This window comes from Janthinobacterium sp. GMG1 (assembly GCF_034427795.1).
Taxonomy (GTDB): Bacteria; Pseudomonadota; Gammaproteobacteria; order Burkholderiales; family Burkholderiaceae_D; genus Janthinobacterium.
In genome coordinates this window covers 803,936-822,061 of sequence record NZ_JAXQNT010000001.1, presented here as the reverse complement: position 1 = coordinate 822,061, position 18,126 = coordinate 803,936, and the positions used below count along the sequence as shown (strand labels likewise).

Sequence of the window (18,126 nt, the reverse complement as noted above, 5' to 3'; positions counted from 1 at the left end):
TGCCCGCAGTGTGCACTTTCGCAAATTTCTGCGCCCCGCATGATATTTCTTGATTGCAACAGAATATAATCTGTTACAGACAGGTAGTCATTGCGGGAGCGGGACGTTGGCAGGCAGACAGAGACGGGCATCATGGCGAAAGGCGCATTGGCTGCTGGTACTGGCCTGCTTGCTGCCGCCCGCCACCCATGCCCAGGTCAGCAAGCTGGAACAACACATCGCCGCCGTGCGCGAGGATGGCCGCTTCGTGCCCGCGCGCGCCCTGCAGCGCCTGCAGGAGGTGGAAACGCAGGCGCGCAGCGCGCCCCTGCTGGTGCGCGCGGAATTCCTGACACAGCTGAGTACGGTGCGCATGCGCCTGGGGCAGAACGACCTCGCCATGCAGCTGGCCGAGGAGCTGATCGCCTACGCCCGCCTGAACAAGAGCGACGTGGCGCTGGCGAAAGGCATCCTCTGCAAGGCCTATGTCACGTTCGCCATGAACGAGCGCCGCGCCTCGCACCTGCTGGCCTTCGAGGCGGAACGCATCGCCAACCGCACGGACGACTTGCCCGTGCGCGTGCAGGCCACCATCAGCGCGGGCCAGTCGTGGGCCGAGGAAGGCAATTTCCCGTTTGCGCTGGCCAAGCTGCAGGCGGCCGTCGACCTGGCGCGCCAGAGCCATTCCCCTTCCAGCCTGGCCGCCGCCCTGAATGCCCTCACCCTGCTGTACACGCAGATGCGCGAATACGACAAGGGCTTCGAGGTACTCGATGAATTGCTGGCCGTCTCCGGCACGCTGGAATCGCCGGGCCGCATGGCGCAGGCGAAGAATACGGAATACGGGCTGGCGCTCGACGCGCAACAGCCACAGCGGGGCCAGCGCGCCCTGCTGGCGGCCCTGGCGCTGGAACGCCAGCTGGGCGCGCGCGGCATGGTGGCCGTTACCCTCGTCAATCTGTCGGACAGTTACCTGAAGGAAGGCGATTACGTGCGCGCCCTGCGCTTTGCGAATGAAGCCATCACGGCGGGGCGCCTGGTCAACAATGAACAGGTGGAGGCGACGGCGCGCCTGAACATCGGCCAGGCGCTGCTCGGCCAGGGACGGCTGCAGGAAGGCAAGCAAAGCGTGGCCACGGGCCTGGCCTACTATGAACGCACGGCCAACCAGCCAGAAATGCAGGCCGTGCTGCTGGAATACGGCATGGCGCTGGAAAAGGCGGGCGACCTGCGCGGTGCCGTGACGGCGTATCACCGCGAGCGGGGCATCTCGAACCAGCTGTTCGAGAAACAGCGGCAAAAAGCCGTGTATGAGCTGCAAGAAAAGTATGAGGCGGAAAAGAAGCAGCGCCAGATCGAGCTGCTGAGCCGAGAAAATCAGCTGAAGAGCACGGAAATCGACAACCGCCGCCTGCAGCAGCGCGTATGGTGGCTGCTGGCGCTGGTACTGGCCATGGCGTCCGCCATCGTTGGCTTGCTGTACCGCAAGGTACGCCACGCGAACGTACAGCTGAAGGTCAAGAACCAGGAACTCAAGCGCCAGAGCTCGCGCGACCCGCTGACGGCCCTGTACAACCGCCGCCATTTCCAGGAATTCATGCGCAGCCATGCAGGCAAGCCGCAGCCGGCCTACGGCGGCGCCAATGTCGTCGGTGCGCTGTTCCTGCTCGACGTCGACCATTTCAAGCATATCAACGACCGTTACGGCCATGCGGCGGGCGACCTCGTGCTGACGACGATCGCCGAAACCTTGCACGAGGTGTTGCGCGAAACGGACATGATCGTGCGCTGGGGCGGTGAGGAATTCCTCGCCTTCCTGCCGGCTGTCGCGCGCGACGGACTCGACGATATTGCGCGGCGCATCCTCAACGGCATGGCGGCGCAAAGCATCCACTACCAGGGACAGGCCATTCAGGTACACGTGTCCGTCGGCTTTGCACCCTATCCGCTGGCGCCGCTGGGACGCCCGCTCACGTGGGAACGCAGCGTCAACCTGATCGACATGGCGCTGTACCTGGCCAAGGCGCACGGGCGCAACCGGGCGTATGGCTTGCGCGGTTTTCAGCAGGTGGAAAGAACGACCCTGGAAGCGGTGGAGCAAGACCTGGAACGCGCGTGGCGCGACGGCTTTGTCGATTTGAGCGTGGTGCTGGGGGGAACGGACGGAGTGGAAAAGACGGTGACGCAAGGAGGCCAAGCCAGCGATGGCGTCGCCGCAGCTGCCATCACCTGACGGCAGCTGCGGGGACCGGGCCAGCGCTGGCCGGCCCTGGCGAGATTACTTGTGCGCGGCGTCCTGCATCTTTTCGCCGGCTTTTTCCACTTTCTTGCCCACGGCATCGGCCGCTTCGCTCATTTTCTTGTCGGCGTCAGCGGCGACCTGGTCCATCTTGGCGCCCGTATCGGCAGCGGCCTGGCTCACGGCAGCGTCGGCTTTCGTAGCGGCGGCCTTGATGTCGGCTTCAGCCTTGGCAGCGGCCGCATCGATTTTCTGGCCAGCTTGTTCCGCAGGACCGGCAGCGACATCATCCTTCTTCTGGCACGCAGCCAGTGCCACGACCATCATCCCGGCGGCGCACACGGTCATCCAATTTTTGCTTACTTTCATGATATTCCCTTTCATTGTTATCAAAAGACACAGATCAGTTCGCAATATACACCTGCCTAAAATTTTCTAGCGTGCGCTAACGCACATAAAAACAGGCTTTTGTGGCGTAGTTGTAAGCAATGGTATCTTGATATCTTTTAGCCATGTTTTCGCTCTGGCGGGCGGGGTGCCTGATAGCCATCCGTCAGGGTGTGCAGGAAGGCGATCACGTCGGCGATCTCCGCGTCGTTCAGGGCGGGCGCCTGGCCCGGCTGGCGGTCGAACGGTGCTTCCACATTCACGTTCGCCGCCAGGCCCGGCGGCAAGTCGTCGTATTTGCGCACCTTGCCGTGTTTATCTATCGGATACCACTTTTGCGGCGCCGTATCGCGCTGCACGTAAAAACGCAGCACCTGCTCCAGGCTGTCAAAACTGCCATTGTGGAAAAACACCTTGCGCAGGGCGACATTGCGCAGAGATGGCGTCTTGAAGCTGCCGCAGTACTCCTTGTGCTCCCTCAAGTCGCTGCGGTCCGGGCCGCACAGTCCCATGTCAAAGAACGCCGGGTCCGCATTGACGGGCAGCTTGCCATTGCGCGGCACACCGATATTGATCAAGCCATAGTCCGTAAATTGCGGGAAGGCGCCGCCGGAAGTGACCTGGCTGATATGGCAGGAGGCGCAATTGCCCTTGCGTTCATCGTTGAACAGGGCCAGGCCGCGCGCTTCCTGCGGGCTCAAAACGGCCTGCTTGCGCAGCACGGCGTCGTACTTGCTCGTGTACGGATAGAAGTCCAACGGGCTTTCCTGGAACACTTCCAGCGACATCAGCGCCCAGCGCAGCGCCTGACCCGGCTGCTCGAAGATATCCGCGCCATACGTCTGGCGAAACTGCGCCGCCAGGGGGCCAGCCTGCAGCTTGGCGACGACGGCGGCCGCATCGCGGTTGCCCATCTCGCGCGGCGACAACAACGGCGCCAGGGCCTGTTCGTGGCCGGACTGGGCGCGCCCATCCCAGTTGCGTCCGCCCGTGGGACCCGCGTCGACGCTGTCGTCGCCATCATCGTCATGAAAATGTTCGGTAAAGGCGGGCGCCGTCTGCAGGTAGCGCAGCGAGGGGGCGGCCCGCGTGCCCGCATCCTTCAGCTCCGGGCCGCCCAGCTGCACTGCCAGGCCATTCGGCGGGCCATACGCATGTTCGGGACTGTGACAGCTGGCGCACGACATTTTTCCTGAGACAGACAGGCTGGGCTCGAAAAACATGGCGCGGCCCATGGCAGTCATTGTCGCCACCGAAGGCTGGCGTTGCAGGGTGGGCGCGTAGGCTCCGGCCAGATAGGCGGCCGCAGGGGCTGTCTGGACTTCTTTCTGCGGCGCGGGCTGGCAGGCGGACAGCGCGCAAATGGCAAGCAGCACGGCGGGTATCGTTTTCATCATGGGCTGGCAGCGTAGCAACGGCATGTGACAGCTGCGTGACAAGCCCCTGCAAAACCTAATGTATCAAGTCCGTACATTACGTCATGTAACAGGCGCTGACATGTCACGCAGCTGACATATTGCCTGCCTAGCATGCGACGTTTTCCACCCAGAAGGCATGAAAATGAACTTGCACGCAAAAACTTCGTTACGGCCCCTGCCGTTGTTACTGACGCTGGGCCTGGCCGCCTGCGGCAGCGACTATGCGATCACGCCCAGCACCACGGGCCAGGTGATCGGCAGCTACTATGAAAACGCCCAGGTGTGCCTGGAAAGCGCCACCGCCAAACTCACGTGCGACAGCGCCTCCGCCGCCGTACGCACGGCGGCCGACGGCAGCTACACGCTCGACGGCCAGGGCGCCGTGCTGGTGACCATCGGCACGGATGCCATCCGCCATGAAGCCATCGGCGACACGGGCAGCAAGGTCACGCAAAAACTGCTGCTGCGCGCTCCCGCCGGGCACGGCGCCTTCGTCAGCGCCCTGTCGACGGAGCTGGCGCTAGTCATGGATGGCAACGGCGGCGACTTTGCCGCCGCCAGCGGCAAGCTGGCCGCGCGCCTGGGCGTATCCGAAGCGGGCCTGGCATCGGACTTCAACAAGGCCAGCGGCGACGAGCTGGCGAAACTGAAGGCGGAAAACGCCAGCGTGACGAGCTTGATCGCCAGCGCCAGCACGCAGGCGGCCCCCGCCGACGCGCTGGCCGCGCTGAACGGCGCGCTGGCGCTGAACAATATCCAGACCATCGTCGTCATCTACGCGGAAAACCGCGGCTTCGACAATCTGTACGGCCTGTTCCCGGGCGCCAACGGCGTGCCGGGCGTGAACCCCACGTCGACATCCGCCTACGTGGCGCAGAAAGACATCGACGGCAGTACCCTGCCCGTGCTGCCGCCCACCTGGGGCGGCATGACGGCGGCCGGCCAGAGCACCGTCATCACCCAGGCGCAATCGGCCAACCTGCCCAACAAGCCGTTCCAGATCGACGACGCCAGCAGTCCCCTGTACCTGCCGCAATCGGTGATCACGCGCGACCTGGTGCACCGCTTCTACAACAACCAGATGCAGATCAACGGCGGCGCCAACGACAAGTTCGCCGCGTATTCCGACGCGGGCGGTTTGAGCATGGGCTATTACGACGGCAGCAAGATGCAGCTGTGGGACATCGCCAGACAATATGCGCTGGCCGACAACCTGTTCATCGGCGCCTTCGGCGGCTCTTTCCTCACGCACCAGTACCTGATCTGCGCCTGCGCGCCCACGTATCCGAACGCGGACACCTCGGTGGCCAAGGGTTCGATCGCGAAGATCGACGTCGACGCCAAGGGCAACTTTGTGCGCCTGACGCCATCCGCCACGGCGCCAGCCACGGTGCTGAACGGTGCGCCCGCCTATGCCAACGATGGCGCGCTGACGCCGGCCGACAGCACGGGCATGTTCTACGCCGTCAACACCATGCAGCCGCCATTCCAGCCCAGCAGCAACGCGCCGGCATCGGGCGACAGCGGCAAGCTGTATGCGGACACGGGCAAGGCCAACACCCTGCCGCCGCAAACGCAGACGAATATCGGCGATTTACTCTCTGGCAAGAACATCGACTGGGCCTGGTATGCGGGCGCCTGGAAGGACACGACGGCCCTGGCCACGGCCAGCGCGCGCGGCGGCAGTTTCCCGAATCCGCCCAACTTCCAGTTCCACCACCAGCCCTTCAACTACTTTGCCAACATGGACCCGGTGAAGGCGCCCGCCTACCGCGCCGCCCACCTGCGCGACTTCGACAGCCAGTTCCTGGCCGACGCGGGCGCCGGCAAGCTGCCGCCCGTCGCCTTCTACAAGCCGCAGGGCAATTTGAACCAGCACGCGGGCTACGCCAGCGTGGCCGATGGCGACGCGCACATCGCCAGCGTCATCGCCCAGCTGAAGAAAAGTCCGCAGTGGAAGAACATGCTGGTCATCGTCACCTACGATGAAAACGGCGGCTTCTACGATCACGCGGCGCCGCCGAAGGGCGACCGCTGGGGTCCGGGCACGCGCGTGCCGGCCATCCTCGTTTCGCCCTATGTGAAAAAGGGATTAGTTGATCATACGCAATACGATTCGGCGTCCATCCTGCGCGCCATCACGCACCGCTTTGCCCTGCCAGTGCTCGACGGCTTGAGCACGCGCGACAAGGCGCTGGTGGCCAACGGCGGCAAGCCCATGGGCGACTTCAGCGCGGCGCTGGCGCTGGTACCGCAAGAGTAAGGCTGCGTCGAATGCGCCCGCCCGGTGTGACCGCGGCGGGCGTTTGAGCGGTTGGCGCTACTGGCCCGGTGCCGTATCCAACAGCGAACGTTCGAGCAATTGCGACAGCGCCGTGCGCAGCGTCTGCGTGCGCGCCGCCAGTTCCGGCCGCTTGTAGCGTTCGGCAGCGATCAAGCTGCTTTCCAGGCAAACCCGGTCACCCTTGGCCAGACAGGCGTCGGCAGCATCGAGCTGGACGCTCGCTTGCGCCACCTTCACCTTGGCATCGAGTTCCAGCGTGTCGGGATCGTCGCCCCAGCGTTTCACGTAGATGGCCAGGCGCGTGGCGGCCAGCTCCGGCTTGCCCCCGTCGAGGGCCTGGTTGACGCTGTCCTGCAGCGCCGTCCACGCCTGTGCCCGCTGCTGTTGCTTGTCGCAGGCAGTGGCGGACTTGGTGATGTTCGTCTGCAAGCGTTTGATCTGCGCAGCGGGCGCCTTGGCGCTTTTCAGCACGGCCAGCGCGCTGCGCGCACCGTCCAGGTCGCACTGCGCCGCCAAAGCCGTGGCGGCCTCGACCTGCTCTGCCACGCTGGCCGGCTTGTCAGCCGGCTTGTTATAGAACCAGATACCCGTCAGCACCACTGCCGCCGCGATCCACGTGCGCAAGCGCACGGGCGGGCGCGGCGGCGGCACCGAACCCTTGGTGGCAGGCTTGGCGGGCGGCGCCTTGGCTGGCGCAGCTGCCGGCGCGGCAGGCGCTGGCGGGATTGCCTGGGGAACGGGTGCGGGCTGCGGCACGGGGGTGGGCGCAGGAGCAGGCGAAGGAATGGGCGGAGGCGCGGGCACCGGCGGCGGCATGCGCGGCACGGGCGGCGGCGCCACGGCTTTCTCCAGAACAGGTGCTTGCGCTATCTGGCGCGCTCCGCAAAACGGGCAATGCGCCACGCGCAGCGGCAAGGTCCGGCCGCAAGCGGCGTTGATGCAAACGTCATTCACTGTTTCAAGCACATTCCAACCTTTTCCTGGAGTCATTCCACTGCGTTCTGCCGCAATATTACCTTACGCAAGCATGGCAACGGCGCACCGGCGCCGAGTTCCATGGCCTTGATACCGATCAAAAAGCATCCGCCGCCGCGTCCTAAGCTATAGGCACCGGCCAAGGACAAGGAGAACGCCATGCCAGCCCACCTGATCATCGAAGACGGCCAGCCCTCGTGGTGGGACAGCGCCGACATCTGGGTCGTGCCGGGCAATGATCCGAATGGTCCGCCCGGCGCGCCCATCGCCGGCACCAGCAACTACCTGTGGGGCCGCGTGCACAACACGGGCAACAGCGCCTCGAATGGTGTGCGCGTGGATTTTTACTGGGCCGACCCGTCCGGCCAGATCGCCGTCGGTGCCGCCACGCAGATCGGTTCCGCGTTTGCCGACTTGCCACCGGGCGCCACGCAGGAAGTGCTGTGCCTGGTGCCCTGGATCCCCGTCATCGTCAATGGAGGGCACGAATGCCTGCTGGCCGTGGCCCACGGCCCGGGCGACATCAACCCACTGCCCGATCCCCTGCCCAACGGCTTTCCCTTCCTGCCCAAGCAGCACGAGCAGATCGCCCAGCGCAACGTCACCGTGGTGCTGGCAGCCCGGCGCGCACAATTGCTGTCCATCGCGGTGGCGGCCCTGCCCCGCGCAACGAAAAAAGTGGAACTGCACATTGAGCAGGGTGGCGAGCTGCCCGAGCGCCTGCTGGCCACCCTGGGGCTTGAGCGATGGCAGCCGGCCAAGGAAGCGCGCCTGGTAGCGGGCCTGGCGCGCACGCCCCATTGCAATGGCGATGCCCCCGGCGAGCAAAAACTGGCGCTGGAGGTGCCGCGCGGCCAGGCGCAGGCCGTGTACCTGAGCGTGCGCGCCGAAGCCTTGCCGCCACGCCAGTATGCGCTGCTGCGCGTGCTGGAAAGCCAGGAGGGCAAGGTCATGGGCGGCATCACGTATATCGTCACCGATCTCGAGAAAGAGCAAACTCAAGAGCAGGCGCAAGAGCAGCACAGCCCCGAGGAGCAAGCATCATGAGCGATACCCCCCTGCAGGTGCTGACGCGGCCGTTCGCGATCGAGCCCGTCACCAATATCATGCTGCCTGATGGCATCTTCGACAATGCCATCTATGGCTTGCGCATCGCCGCCCACGTCACCAACATGTCCGGCAGCGCCCTGAATAATGTCACTGTGTACCTGGAAAGCGTGGGCGATCCCGGCATCGTGCCCGTGGCACGCACCTTCTTTTTTGCCAGCATTCCCGCCGGCGCGGCCATGCTGGTGATGTGGGATGCCGACTTCCAGCATGCTACGCCCGGCAAGCGCCTGGTCAGCTTTGTCGCCAAGGCGGACGGCTACACGCCGCACCGCTCGATCCAGCAGATCTTCGTCTCGCAAACGCGCTTCGACAGCGTCACCAATACCTACACGTGCACGGTCGAAGAAGGCACCCTGGAACTGTCCAAGCCGCAAGGCCACTTGCCGGGCAAGCGCTGGGGCAGCACGGGGAAGGATGGAAAAGAGTGCCGCTGCCCGCCCGGCCTGGGGCCGATCGTGCCGACCGGCATGACCCTCGTCTGGACGCCGAATCCCGCCTACGCGGGCACGCATGGGGAGCTGCCGTTTTCCGACCCGTGGTGGAAGGTTCTCGCCATCATCATTGCCATCATCGCCGCGCTGGTCGCCATCATTTCAGCCGCGCTCGGTTCCGGCAAGGCCAGCTTCAGCGTGGGCGGCACGTTCGAGGAGACCGATCCCAGCGTCGATTGCTGCTCGCTGGAAGGGGCCGGCTCGGGCCAGCCCGAATTCACAGTGGCGGGCGTGGCCTCGGCCATCGCCTCGGGCGCCATCGCCGTCGCCTGCTCCGATATCGCGGACCCGTTCTGGCGTGGCCAGGAAGCAACACCACCGGCCGCCGGCGAACTGACCCTGGCCGAGCGCGTGGTGGCGAAATGGGTGTTACCCGAAGCGCCGAACGCGGGCCTGCCCTACACGGCCGACATCAGCTGGCAGTACGAACGCTTCACCACGGGCGCCACCTACCAGCATGCAGTCACCGAAACGCAAGTCAACATCCACGTGGCGGGGCCCGTGGAAACGGATACGCCCGCCGTCGTGCAAGCCTACGAACCGCTGTGGATACGCGCCAGCTTCAAGCGCGACAATGGCAATGTCTTCCGCGGCACGGAGCTGTATGCGTTCGTGCTGTTCCAGGCGCCGCAGGGACTGTATTTCGTGGAATCGCTGACCGACAACGGCCTGGGCTTCGACCCGGGCGCCAACGATGGCGTCTACGCAGGCAGCCTGGACTTGAAGCGGGCTTACCGCACCCTGCTGCAATACGACCAGAAGGTCTACGGCACCTGGAGAGTCTTCGTCTTCGCCCAGGACGTCAATCTGACCAAGCCCGGCACGCCGCCGGAAATCGCGGCCCAGCACATCGGCGGCATGTTCGTCGCCAGCGCCATCGAAATCACCTTCGACGACACCCTGCCCTGCCCGCTCAAGGCGCAGGCGAATATCGTCGTGGTGTGAGGGGAGGCGTGAGCGAGGTCAGGCGTAGGTCGCGCAGGTCGGATTAGCGGGGCCGCCGAGGCGGGGCAAAGCCCTGCGTAATCCGACAACATCGTTGGCTCCCGTATGCACACCAGGAGCGGCTGAGAAAATGCTCAGGGCTAGGCGCCGCCCCGAAGACAGTACTTCAGTACAGTAAGGTAAATGCAGGGCAGGCAACAACACCGAGGGTGTTGTATCACCCGCCCTTAAACTTTAACGCTTTCGGGCTTGGCGATAAGCGTGCGCGGAATGATATCCGTTACCGGACAAGACTCCATCGCCTCAGAATACGCAAGCCAGCGCTGCAGGCTCTCCATGCGGCGGATGGTGATGCCCTTGCCATTGATATAGCCGATCTGCTCGAAATTGGCGGGGCTGGTGGTCAGTTTCGATACGGTGGGCGCATTGTCGACCAGGCGGTCGTAGGCCTTGCGCGCCTTGTGTTCCCACTTGGCCAGCACGGGATCGTCAAAGCGATTGCTTTCAAAATACACGGTGATGGTACGGTCGTGGTTGGCAAAGCCGACGATGGCCGCACCCTTACGTATGGTCAACAGGACATCTTCCTTGACGCCCGTGACGGGAACGAAGACGGCGGCGCGCCCATCCGTATCCGGCCGCTCCATGGGAATATCTTGTCCGATTATGCTCATCACTTCACACTCTTAATCATCGCCTGTTGGCTTGTTGTCCCTGCATCACTGAAAGCGTGCCGCCGTGCGCATGCGTGCATTTGCCGCTGCGCCGGGTCACTCCCAGGCTCGCTGCCATGCCCTGCAATACCATTTATCAAATAATACATTGCCGGAAAGCACTACACAAGATAATCAGCGGGATGGCGGCCGCCCGTCCTCCGCCGGATGGCGAATGGCGGCGTCTGCGGCAATCGCCTTATAATGCTGCGATTACTTCACGCCCCCACCTCTGCACCATGACGCTTCCCGAGAATGACACCAGCCGGCTCGACGCCATCAGCGCCGCCGCCACCGAAGTGGCCGCGCAAAACGTGGCCGACCTGCTGGCCATGGCCATCTGCCACCGCCCCGACGAACCGGCCCTGATCGTCTGCGACAAGCGCAGCTGGCTCAATGTCGTGCTGACGGAAGCGTATCGCCAGGCCTTGCCGGACGCCACCTTCATCGATTTCGACGAGGTCACGCCCGATGCCGTGCTGGCCGCGTTTGCCGAACTGCCGGCCGGCAGCCTCGTCGTGCTGATCCAGTCGACCAGCTTCCGCCTGGAAGCGTTCCGCATCCGCATCGAGCTGTTCAAGCGGGGCCTGAAAGTGATCGAACACGTGCACCTGTCGCGCATGCCCGGCGTGCAGGGACTGCACTACATCGCCTCGCTGGCCTACGACCCCGCCTACTACCGGGGCGTCGGCCATGCGCTGAAGGCGCGCATCAACAAAGCCCGCCACGGCATGGTCGACAGCGGCGGTGAACAGCTGGTCTTCGCCTCGCCGTTCGAATCGGCCAAGCTCAATATCGGCGACTACAGCGGCATGAACAATATCGGCGGCCAGTTCCCGCTGGGCGAAGTGTTTACGGAAGCGCAGGATCTGGAAGCCGTGAACGGGCGCGTGCGCATCTTCGTTTTTGGCGATACGCACTTCATGGTCAACCGCCCCGACACGCCGATCACCCTGATCATCGACAAGGGCAGAGTCACGGGCACGGAAAACGCCACGCCGGAATTTACCGCCATGCTGGAGATCATCCGCGCGCATGAAGGCGAAGTGTGGGTGCGCGAACTGGGCTTCGGCATGAACCGCGCCTTTTCGCGCGAACAGCTGGTCAACGACATCGGCACGTATGAACGCATGTGCGGCATCCACCTGTCGCTGGGCGCCAAGCACGGCGTCTACACCAAGCCGCAATTCAAGCGCAAGGATGCGCGCTACCACGTCGACATCTTCGCCGTCACCGAAGCCGTCTACCTCGACGACGAGCGCGTGTACGCGGATGGCGCGTGGACCGTGGAAGCCGTCGCTTTCAGCTGAAAAACCCCGCCGCTTCCAGTTCCCTGTCCCACGGCGGCACGGGCTGGTATTCGGCCACCAGGAAATCGATCAGCGCGCGCACCTTGGGCGACGGCTGGCGGCTGGCCGGGTACAGGGCGCTCAAGTGATTCAGCGGCAGGTCCCAGCCGGACAGCACGGGCACCAGGCTGCCATCGAGCAGGTTGCGCCAGGCGAGAAACGTGGTGCTGTAGACGATGCCGAGACCCCGCTGCGCCGCCTGGTGCAGCACCAGCCCATTATTCGCCGTGAAGCCCGCCTGCACGCGCACGCTCACTTCTTCCCTCTGCTCCCCTGCTCCACGCTGAAAATGCCAGTTCGTGCCATCGGTCAGGTGGCTGAAATGCAGGCACTGGTGCTGTAACAAATCCTGTGGCGTGCGCGGCACGCCCCATTGCGCCAGGTAGGCGGGGCTGGCGCACAGCACGGCGCGGCACGGCGCCAGCGGGCGCATGGCCAGCGCGCTGCTGTCCGGAATGCCGCCCACGCGGATGGTCAAGTCAAAACCATGGCGTATCGGGTCGAGCAGCGCGTCGTCGACAAACAACTCGGCTTGCACCTGCGGGTGCAGCAGGCTGAAACGCGCAACGGCGTCGGCCAGCCACGCGCTGCCGAAGCTCGATGGCGCCTGGATGCGCAGCGGCCCGGCCAGCTCCGCCCCCGCTCCCGCCTGCGCCACGTGCGCCACCATGCGCGCCGCTTCCTGCGCCTGGCTGACGGTGGCCATGCACGGCGCCAGATAGGCGCGGCCCGCGTCCGTCAGACTCACTTCGCGCGTGGAGCGGTGCAGCAGGCGCGCATGCAGGCGCTCTTCCAGCTGCATGATGGTCTTGCTGACCATGGCCCGCGTCAGGCCCAGGCGCTGTCCCGCCACCGTAAAGCTGCGCTGGCGCGCCACTTCGACAAAGATTTCCATCGCTTTTAGTTGATCCATGTCAAAGATTGTCTTCGCTTTGGCGACAATCTGTCAACCGCGGGGCGATTGTTTGCCGCACTCGCCCATCCTACAATGGCGTTTTCCATTGACCTCCGGAGCCGCCGCCATGCTGACAATCTCACAACAAGAACAATACCAACGCGACGGCTACCTCATCCTGCCCGATTTCAAGGGTGCGGACGAAATCGCCGCCCTGCGCGCGCGCGCCGAGCAGATTGTCAACGAATTCGATCCCAACGTCAGCCAGTCGATCTTCACCACGCGCGACCAGGCGAAGAACACCAACGATTATTTTCTCGCGTCCGACAACACCATCCGCTGCTTCTTCGAGGAAGAAGCGTTCGGTCCGGATGGCCAGTTGAAGCAGGCCAAATCCCTGTCGATCAACAAGATCGGCCACGCCATGCATGACCTGGACCCCGTCTTCCGCAGCTTTTCGGCCGATCCGAAACTGGCCGCAGTGGCGCGCGACCTGGGCCTGGCGGATGCACAGGTCTGGCAATCGATGTACATCTTCAAGCAACCCGGCATCGGCGGCGAAGTGCGCTGGCACCAGGACGCCACGTATTTCGAGACCACGCCGGTAAGCGTGACCACCTTCTGGTTCGCGCTGGAAGACGCCACCCTGGACAACGGCTGCCTGTGGGCCGAACCGGGCGGCCACCGCGGCCCGCTGCGCGAACGCTTCATCCGCAACGGCGACGCCGTGCGCGTGGAAAAACTCGATAGCACACCGTGGCCCGACGACAGCACGGCCGTGCCACTGGAAGTCAAGGCGGGCGCCCTCGTCTGCTTCCACGGCTTGCTGCCCCATTACAGCGCGCCGAACCGCTCGCCCGTCTCGCGCCACGCCTACACCTTGCACGCCACGGACGGCCAGACGCAATACGCGGCCCACAACTGGATCCAGCGCGACGACTCCTTCCCCGTGCGGGGCTTCGTCTGATGCGCATCGAGGTTTTCGCCGCCCACTGGGGCAATAACGAGCTGCCGCCCGACGTCTTCATCGACAAAGTGCTGGCGGCCGGTTTCGACGGCATCGAAATGTCGCTGCCGCTGGACGCGGCACTGCGCAAGGAATGGACAGACCGCATCGCCAGGGCGGGACTGCAACTGATCGCCGCGCAGTGGGAAACCGTGTTCCACAGCGACTTCGAACAGCACCGCGCCGCCCTGGCGGAACTGCTGGAAAACGCCTGTCTGGCGCGCCCCGTGCTGGTCAACACGCACACGGGCAAGGATTACTACAGCCAGGCGCAGAACGCGCAGCTGCTCGACCTGGCCGCCGCTATCTCCGCAAAACACGGCGTGCCCATCGTGCATGAAATCCACCGCAGCCGCTTTTCCGGCCACCCGATGCTGCTGCTGCCGTATCTGCAGCAGTATCCCGAGCTGCCCTTGACGGCCGACCTGTCGCACTGGTGCTGCGCCTGCGAATCCCTGCTGGAAGACCAGCCGCAGACCCTGGCGCAAGTACTGCCGCTGGTGCGCCACGTGCACGCACGCGTCGGTCATGCGCAAGGACCGCAGGTAGCCGACTTCCGCGCGCCGGAAGCGAAACAGGCGCTCGACGCTCACCTGGCGTGGTGGGACGCCATCGTCGCCCTGCGCCGCGCGGCCGGCGCCGAACGCATGACGTTCACGCCGGAATTCGGCCCCGCCCCATACACGCAAACCTTGCCATACACGCAGCAGCCCGTGAGCGACGCGTGGGAACAGAACGTCGCGATGCTCGAACTGCTGCGCGCGCGTTACGCCGGGTAGGCGCCCGCGCTCATTGCAATTAGGTAGTGCGCTATATATACTGTCTCCATGGATACCACTACCGCCCCCAACCCCTTGCACCAGGTGCCGCGCCTGGACGGCCAGCTGTGCTTTGCGCTGTACTCGACCTCGCTTGCCATGAACAAGCTGTACCGCAAGCTGCTGCGCAAACTCGGCCTCACCTATTCACAATATCTGGTGATGATGGTGTTGTGGGAGCGCGATGGCCTGACAGTGTCGGAAGTGGGCGAGCGCCTGTTCCTCGACTCGGCCACACTGACGCCCCTGCTCAAGCGCATGGAGCAATCGGGCCTGTTGACGCGCACGCGCGCCGCCAGCGACGAGCGGCAAGTCATCATTTCCCTCACGGAACAGGGCGACCAGTTGCGCCACGAGGCGGCCCTGCTGCCAGAAGCCATCCTGACGGCCAGCCACTGCAGCGTGGAGCAGGTTGTGGACATGAAACAACAACTGAACCAGTTACGCGACAGCCTGATGAAAAGTGAGTAAAAGCGCTTCTTTTCCGAGCAAAATCAGGTAAAGCATTGCCCTGACAGCGCCAGGCAAAAGCTGGCGCGAAATCAGCCTTTCTTTATTACAAATCGATACAAGGATGGCCCCACCCTGCGTATAGAATAGTTGCCACTATTTCCTTACAACAACATCAGGGTGAATATGCGCATACCTTTCGGCTCCGTAGCCTCGCTGGCTCTCTGCTTTACCGTGTCGGCCTTCGCTGCCGAGCCCTTCGACGACAAGTTCCGCCAGCTCGAAGAAGTGCTGCCCACCCCGAATACCTACCGCACCGCCTCCGGTGCACCGGGCCACGCCTACTGGCAGCAGCGCGCCGACTACACGATCCGCGCCACCCTCGATGAAGCCAAACGAGAAATCGCTGGCAGCGGCACCGTCACCTACCATAACCAGTCGCCCGACACCCTCGGCTACCTGTGGGTGCAGCTGGACCAGAATATCTACAAGCCCGATTCCGACGCGCGCCGCATGGCCACGGCGCCATCGCGCCAGGCGTGGGCCAAGACGGCGGGCGAAGACACGATGAAGTTCGAAGGCTTGCGCGGCATCCTGGCACGCGGCGACTTCCAGGGCGGCTTCAATATCCGCGCCTTGAAAGGGGACGACGGCCAGCCTTTGAAATATGTTGTGAACCGCACGATGATGCGCATCGACCTGCCGCAGCCTCTGAAACCGGGCCAGGATTTCGTCTTCCAGATCGACTGGGATTACCGCATCAATGAACAGAAGGTACTGGGCGGGCGCGCCGGCTATGAAGTCTTCGACGACAAGAACGCCCTGTTCGAAGTGGCGCAGTGGTTCCCGCGCATGGCGGCCTACTACGACGCAGCCGGCTGGCAGCACAAGCAATTCCTCGGCTCCGGCGAATTCACCCTGGAATTTGGCGACTACGACGTGCAGCTGACGGTGCCAGCCGACCATATCGTCGCCTCCACGGGCGAGCTGCAAAACCCGCAGGACGTGCTGTCCGCCGCGCAGCGCGAGCGCCTGGCAAAGGCCCGCGGCAGCGACAAGCCCATCGTCATCGTCACGCAAAAGGAAGCGGAAGCGGCCGAGAAATCCGTGAGCCGCGCGCAAAAAACGTGGCACTTCAAGGCGGCCAACGTGCGTGACTTCGCCTGGGCCTCGAGCCGCAAGTTCATCTGGGATGCGCAGGGCTACAAGAAGGGCGGCAGCGATGTGATGGCCATGTCCTACTATCCGAAAGAGGGCAATCCGCTGTGGGAAAAGTACAGCACGCAAGCCATCGTGCACACGATCGAACAGTACAACAAGTACAGCATAGCCTACCCGTATCCGACGGCCATTTCCGTCAACGGCCCCGTGGGCGGCATGGAGTATCCGATGATCTCGTTCAACGGTCCCCGTCCCGTGAAAGACAAGAAGACGGGCGAGCTGACCTACTCGAAGCGCACCAAATATGGTTTGATCGGCGTGATCATCCACGAGGTAGGCCACAACTACTACCCGATGATCATCAACTCGGACGAGCGCCAGTGGACGTGGATGGATGAAGGCCTCAACACCTTCGTGCAATACCTGGCGCAGCAGGCGTGGGAAGAAAACTATCCGGCCTCGCGCGGCGAACCGCGCGAGATCGTCGACTACATGCGTAGCCGCGACCAGGTGCCGATCATGACCAATTCCGAATCCTTGCTGCAGTTCGGCAACAACGCCTACGCCAAGCCGGCGGCGGGCCTGAACATCCTGCGCGAGACCATCCTCGGGCGCGAACTGTTCGACTACGCGTTCAAGGAATATGCGCAGCGCTGGAAGTTCAAGCGCCCCACTCCGGCCGACTTTTTCCGCACCATGGAAGACGCTTCCGGCACGGACCTCGACTGGTTCTGGCGCGGCTGGTTTTATACCACCGACCCGGTCGACATCAGCATCGACGGCATCAGCGAGTACGGCGTGAGTTCGAAGAATCCCGAAACGGAAAAGGCCTGGAAAAAAGCGCAAAAGGACGCCCAGCCGGAATCCGTCACGAACCGCGCCAACAAGGGCATGCCGCGCCGGGTCGATGCACATCCGGAGCTGAAGGATTTCTACAATCAGCACGACGATTTCACGGTGACCAACAAGGACCGCAACGCCTATGCCGAAGCGCTGGCCGCCCTGGAGCCGTGGGAAAAGGACTTGCTGAAACAGGGCAAGCATTTGTACCTGGTCGACCTGTCGAACGTGGGCGGCATGGTCATGCCCCTGATCCTCGAAATCGAACTGAAAAGCGGCAAAAAGTACGTCGAGCGCGTGCCGGCCGAAGTGTGGCGCTACTCGCCGAAGAAAATCACCAAGGTCGTCATCACGGATGAACCGATGGTGGGCCTGGTGCAGGACCCGTACTGGGAAACTGCCGACATCGACACCAGCAACAATAGCTGGCCGAGAAAAATCACGCCATCGCGCCTGGAACTGTTCAAGAGCGAGAAGTCGCCCAAGGACAACCTGATGCGCGATTTTCATACGCCGCTGAAAGACAAGAACGGCGGCTCGGCCAAGGGCGACGAGGCGTGAAGCGCTGGCGCGCGCTGGCTTGCGCCACGCTGGCCTGCGCCAGCATGGTGGCGAACGCCCATAATTTCCACATGGGTATCGCCGACATCAGCTATAACGCGGTCAGCGGCAGCACGGAAGTGGTGCACACCTACACGGGCCACGACGTCGAGGCGCTCCTGACGAACCTGTACCAGCGCCAGTTCGACCTGGGTCAGGAAGACAGCGAAGCGGCCCTGCGCCGCTATGTCGAGAAACAGTTCTACCTCGTGGGACCGGACGGCAAGCGCCTGCGCCTGAACTGGGTCGGCATGAAAGTCAATGCCGACAACGTGGTGATCTTCCAGGAGATCGAACGCACGCGCCTGGCCCCCGCCACGTGTATCCACAACCAGTTGCTGATCGATTTCCTGCCCAGCCAGCGCAACACCCTCAACGTGCAGGACAGCGGCAGCATCCAGACGCTGATTTTCGACCGCCAGAACACGGAACTGCCGATCCGCTAAGCCCTGCTACAACCAGACAC

The 18,126-nt window shown here is 63.7% G+C and carries 15 protein-coding genes; 10 read left to right on the top strand and 5 right to left on the bottom strand.

Annotated features, from left to right (window positions below):
* Nucleotides 1-379 precede the first annotated feature (379 nt).
* Complete coding sequence (locus SJI03_RS03735) at nt 380-2,212, top strand: diguanylate cyclase (RefSeq protein ID WP_416208724.1); 1,833 nt, start codon at nt 380-382, stop codon at nt 2,210-2,212.
* A gap of 45 nt (nt 2,213-2,257) precedes the next feature.
* Here the strand turns inward: SJI03_RS03735 and SJI03_RS03730 are convergent, their stop codons facing one another.
* Nucleotides 2,258-2,587 (bottom strand): hypothetical protein, encoded by a 330-nt coding sequence (locus SJI03_RS03730; protein WP_035821678.1) that lies wholly within the window; start codon nt 2,585-2,587, stop codon nt 2,258-2,260.
* 137 nt (nt 2,588-2,724) lie between these two features.
* A complete protein-coding gene (locus SJI03_RS03725; protein WP_322426434.1) occupies nt 2,725-3,999 on the bottom strand; it encodes a cytochrome-c peroxidase in 1,275 nt (424 codons plus the stop codon).
* Nucleotides 4,000-4,165: 166 nt separating this feature from the next.
* Between SJI03_RS03725 and acpA the strand changes: the two genes are divergently transcribed.
* Nucleotides 4,166-6,286: an acid phosphatase gene (acpA, locus tag SJI03_RS03720; protein ID WP_322426294.1), complete on the top strand. Its 2,121-nt coding sequence runs from the start codon at nt 4,166-4,168 to the stop codon at nt 6,284-6,286.
* 57 nt (nt 6,287-6,343) lie between these two features.
* Here acpA and SJI03_RS03715 read toward each other — a convergent pair whose 3' ends face one another.
* Nucleotides 6,344-7,273 carry a hypothetical protein gene (locus SJI03_RS03715; RefSeq protein WP_322426293.1) on the bottom strand — a complete coding sequence of 310 codons (930 nt, stop codon included), beginning with the start codon at nt 7,271-7,273 and terminating at the stop codon, nt 6,344-6,346.
* A 168-nt stretch (nt 7,274-7,441) separates the two neighbouring features.
* On the opposite strand from SJI03_RS03715, the gene SJI03_RS03710 reads away from it, so the two are divergent.
* Both SJI03_RS03710 and SJI03_RS03705 read left to right on the top strand, forming a co-directional pair.
* A complete protein-coding gene (locus SJI03_RS03710) occupies nt 7,442-8,329 on the top strand; it encodes a hypothetical protein (protein ID WP_322426292.1) in 888 nt (295 codons plus the stop codon).
* Nucleotides 8,326-9,828, top strand: a complete 1,503-nt coding sequence (locus tag SJI03_RS03705; protein ID WP_099378082.1) for a hypothetical protein — start codon at nt 8,326-8,328, stop codon at nt 9,826-9,828. Before SJI03_RS03710 ends, SJI03_RS03705 begins: the two co-directional genes overlap by 4 nt.
* Before the next feature lie 227 nt (nt 9,829-10,055).
* Here the strand turns inward: SJI03_RS03705 and SJI03_RS03700 are convergent, their stop codons facing one another.
* Nucleotides 10,056-10,475, bottom strand: coding sequence for a hypothetical protein (locus tag SJI03_RS03700; RefSeq protein ID WP_416208723.1), 420 nt, complete (start codon nt 10,473-10,475; stop codon nt 10,056-10,058).
* 305 nt (nt 10,476-10,780) lie between these two features.
* Between SJI03_RS03700 and SJI03_RS03695 the strand changes: the two genes are divergently transcribed.
* On the top strand, nt 10,781-11,851 hold the full coding sequence (locus tag SJI03_RS03695; RefSeq protein WP_322426291.1) for a hypothetical protein: 1,071 nt from the start codon (nt 10,781-10,783) through the stop codon (nt 11,849-11,851).
* Here the strand turns inward: SJI03_RS03695 and SJI03_RS03690 are convergent.
* A complete protein-coding gene (locus tag SJI03_RS03690; RefSeq protein ID WP_233516136.1) occupies nt 11,844-12,803 on the bottom strand; it encodes a LysR family transcriptional regulator in 960 nt (319 codons plus the stop codon). The two genes, SJI03_RS03695 and SJI03_RS03690, sit on opposite strands and share 8 nt — an antisense overlap.
* 109 nt (nt 12,804-12,912) lie before the next feature.
* On the opposite strand from SJI03_RS03690, the gene SJI03_RS03685 reads away from it, so the two are divergent.
* The 5 genes from SJI03_RS03685 (at nt 12,913) to SJI03_RS03665 (ending at nt 18,106) form a co-directional block, all read left to right on the top strand.
* A complete protein-coding gene (locus SJI03_RS03685; protein ID WP_322426290.1) occupies nt 12,913-13,752 on the top strand; it encodes a phytanoyl-CoA dioxygenase family protein in 840 nt (279 codons plus the stop codon).
* Complete coding sequence (locus tag SJI03_RS03680; RefSeq protein ID WP_322426289.1) at nt 13,752-14,570, top strand: TIM barrel protein; 819 nt, start codon at nt 13,752-13,754, stop codon at nt 14,568-14,570. Before SJI03_RS03685 ends, SJI03_RS03680 begins: the two co-directional genes overlap by 1 nt.
* Nucleotides 14,571-14,618: 48 nt before the next feature.
* Nucleotides 14,619-15,080 (top strand): MarR family winged helix-turn-helix transcriptional regulator, encoded by a 462-nt coding sequence (locus SJI03_RS03675; protein ID WP_099378088.1) that lies wholly within the window; start codon nt 14,619-14,621, stop codon nt 15,078-15,080.
* 165 nt (nt 15,081-15,245) lie between these two features.
* Nucleotides 15,246-17,621 carry a M1 family metallopeptidase gene (locus SJI03_RS03670; protein WP_322426288.1) on the top strand — a complete coding sequence of 792 codons (2,376 nt, stop codon included), beginning with the start codon at nt 15,246-15,248 and terminating at the stop codon, nt 17,619-17,621.
* On the top strand, nt 17,618-18,106 hold the full coding sequence (locus SJI03_RS03665) for a DUF6702 family protein (RefSeq protein WP_322426287.1): 489 nt from the start codon (nt 17,618-17,620) through the stop codon (nt 18,104-18,106). Before SJI03_RS03670 ends, SJI03_RS03665 begins: the two co-directional genes overlap by 4 nt.
* Nucleotides 18,107-18,126 lie beyond the last annotated feature (20 nt).

Coding starts and splice junctions, on each gene's coding strand:
- SJI03_RS03685 (WP_322426290.1), top strand. CDS start 12,913: ATGCTGACAATCTCACAACAAGAACAATACCAACGCGACGGCTACCTC.
- SJI03_RS03670 (WP_322426288.1), top strand. CDS start 15,246: ATGCGCATACCTTTCGGCTCCGTAGCCTCGCTGGCTCTCTGCTTTACC.
- acpA (WP_322426294.1), top strand. CDS start 4,166: ATGAACTTGCACGCAAAAACTTCGTTACGGCCCCTGCCGTTGTTACTG.
- SJI03_RS03695 (WP_322426291.1), top strand. CDS start 10,781: ATGACGCTTCCCGAGAATGACACCAGCCGGCTCGACGCCATCAGCGCC.
- SJI03_RS03710 (WP_322426292.1), top strand. CDS start 7,442: ATGCCAGCCCACCTGATCATCGAAGACGGCCAGCCCTCGTGGTGGGAC.
- SJI03_RS03675 (WP_099378088.1), top strand. CDS start 14,619: ATGGATACCACTACCGCCCCCAACCCCTTGCACCAGGTGCCGCGCCTG.
- SJI03_RS03705 (WP_099378082.1), top strand. CDS start 8,326: ATGAGCGATACCCCCCTGCAGGTGCTGACGCGGCCGTTCGCGATCGAG.
- SJI03_RS03700 (WP_416208723.1), bottom strand. CDS start 10,475: ATGGAGCGGCCGGATACGGATGGGCGCGCCGCCGTCTTCGTTCCCGTC.
- SJI03_RS03680 (WP_322426289.1), top strand. CDS start 13,752: ATGCGCATCGAGGTTTTCGCCGCCCACTGGGGCAATAACGAGCTGCCG.
- SJI03_RS03725 (WP_322426434.1), bottom strand. CDS start 3,999: ATGAAAACGATACCCGCCGTGCTGCTTGCCATTTGCGCGCTGTCCGCC.
- SJI03_RS03690 (WP_233516136.1), bottom strand. CDS start 12,803: ATGGATCAACTAAAAGCGATGGAAATCTTTGTCGAAGTGGCGCGCCAG.
- SJI03_RS03730 (WP_035821678.1), bottom strand. CDS start 2,587: ATGAAAGTAAGCAAAAATTGGATGACCGTGTGCGCCGCCGGGATGATG.
- SJI03_RS03735 (WP_416208724.1), top strand. CDS start 380: ATGCAGCTGGCCGAGGAGCTGATCGCCTACGCCCGCCTGAACAAGAGC.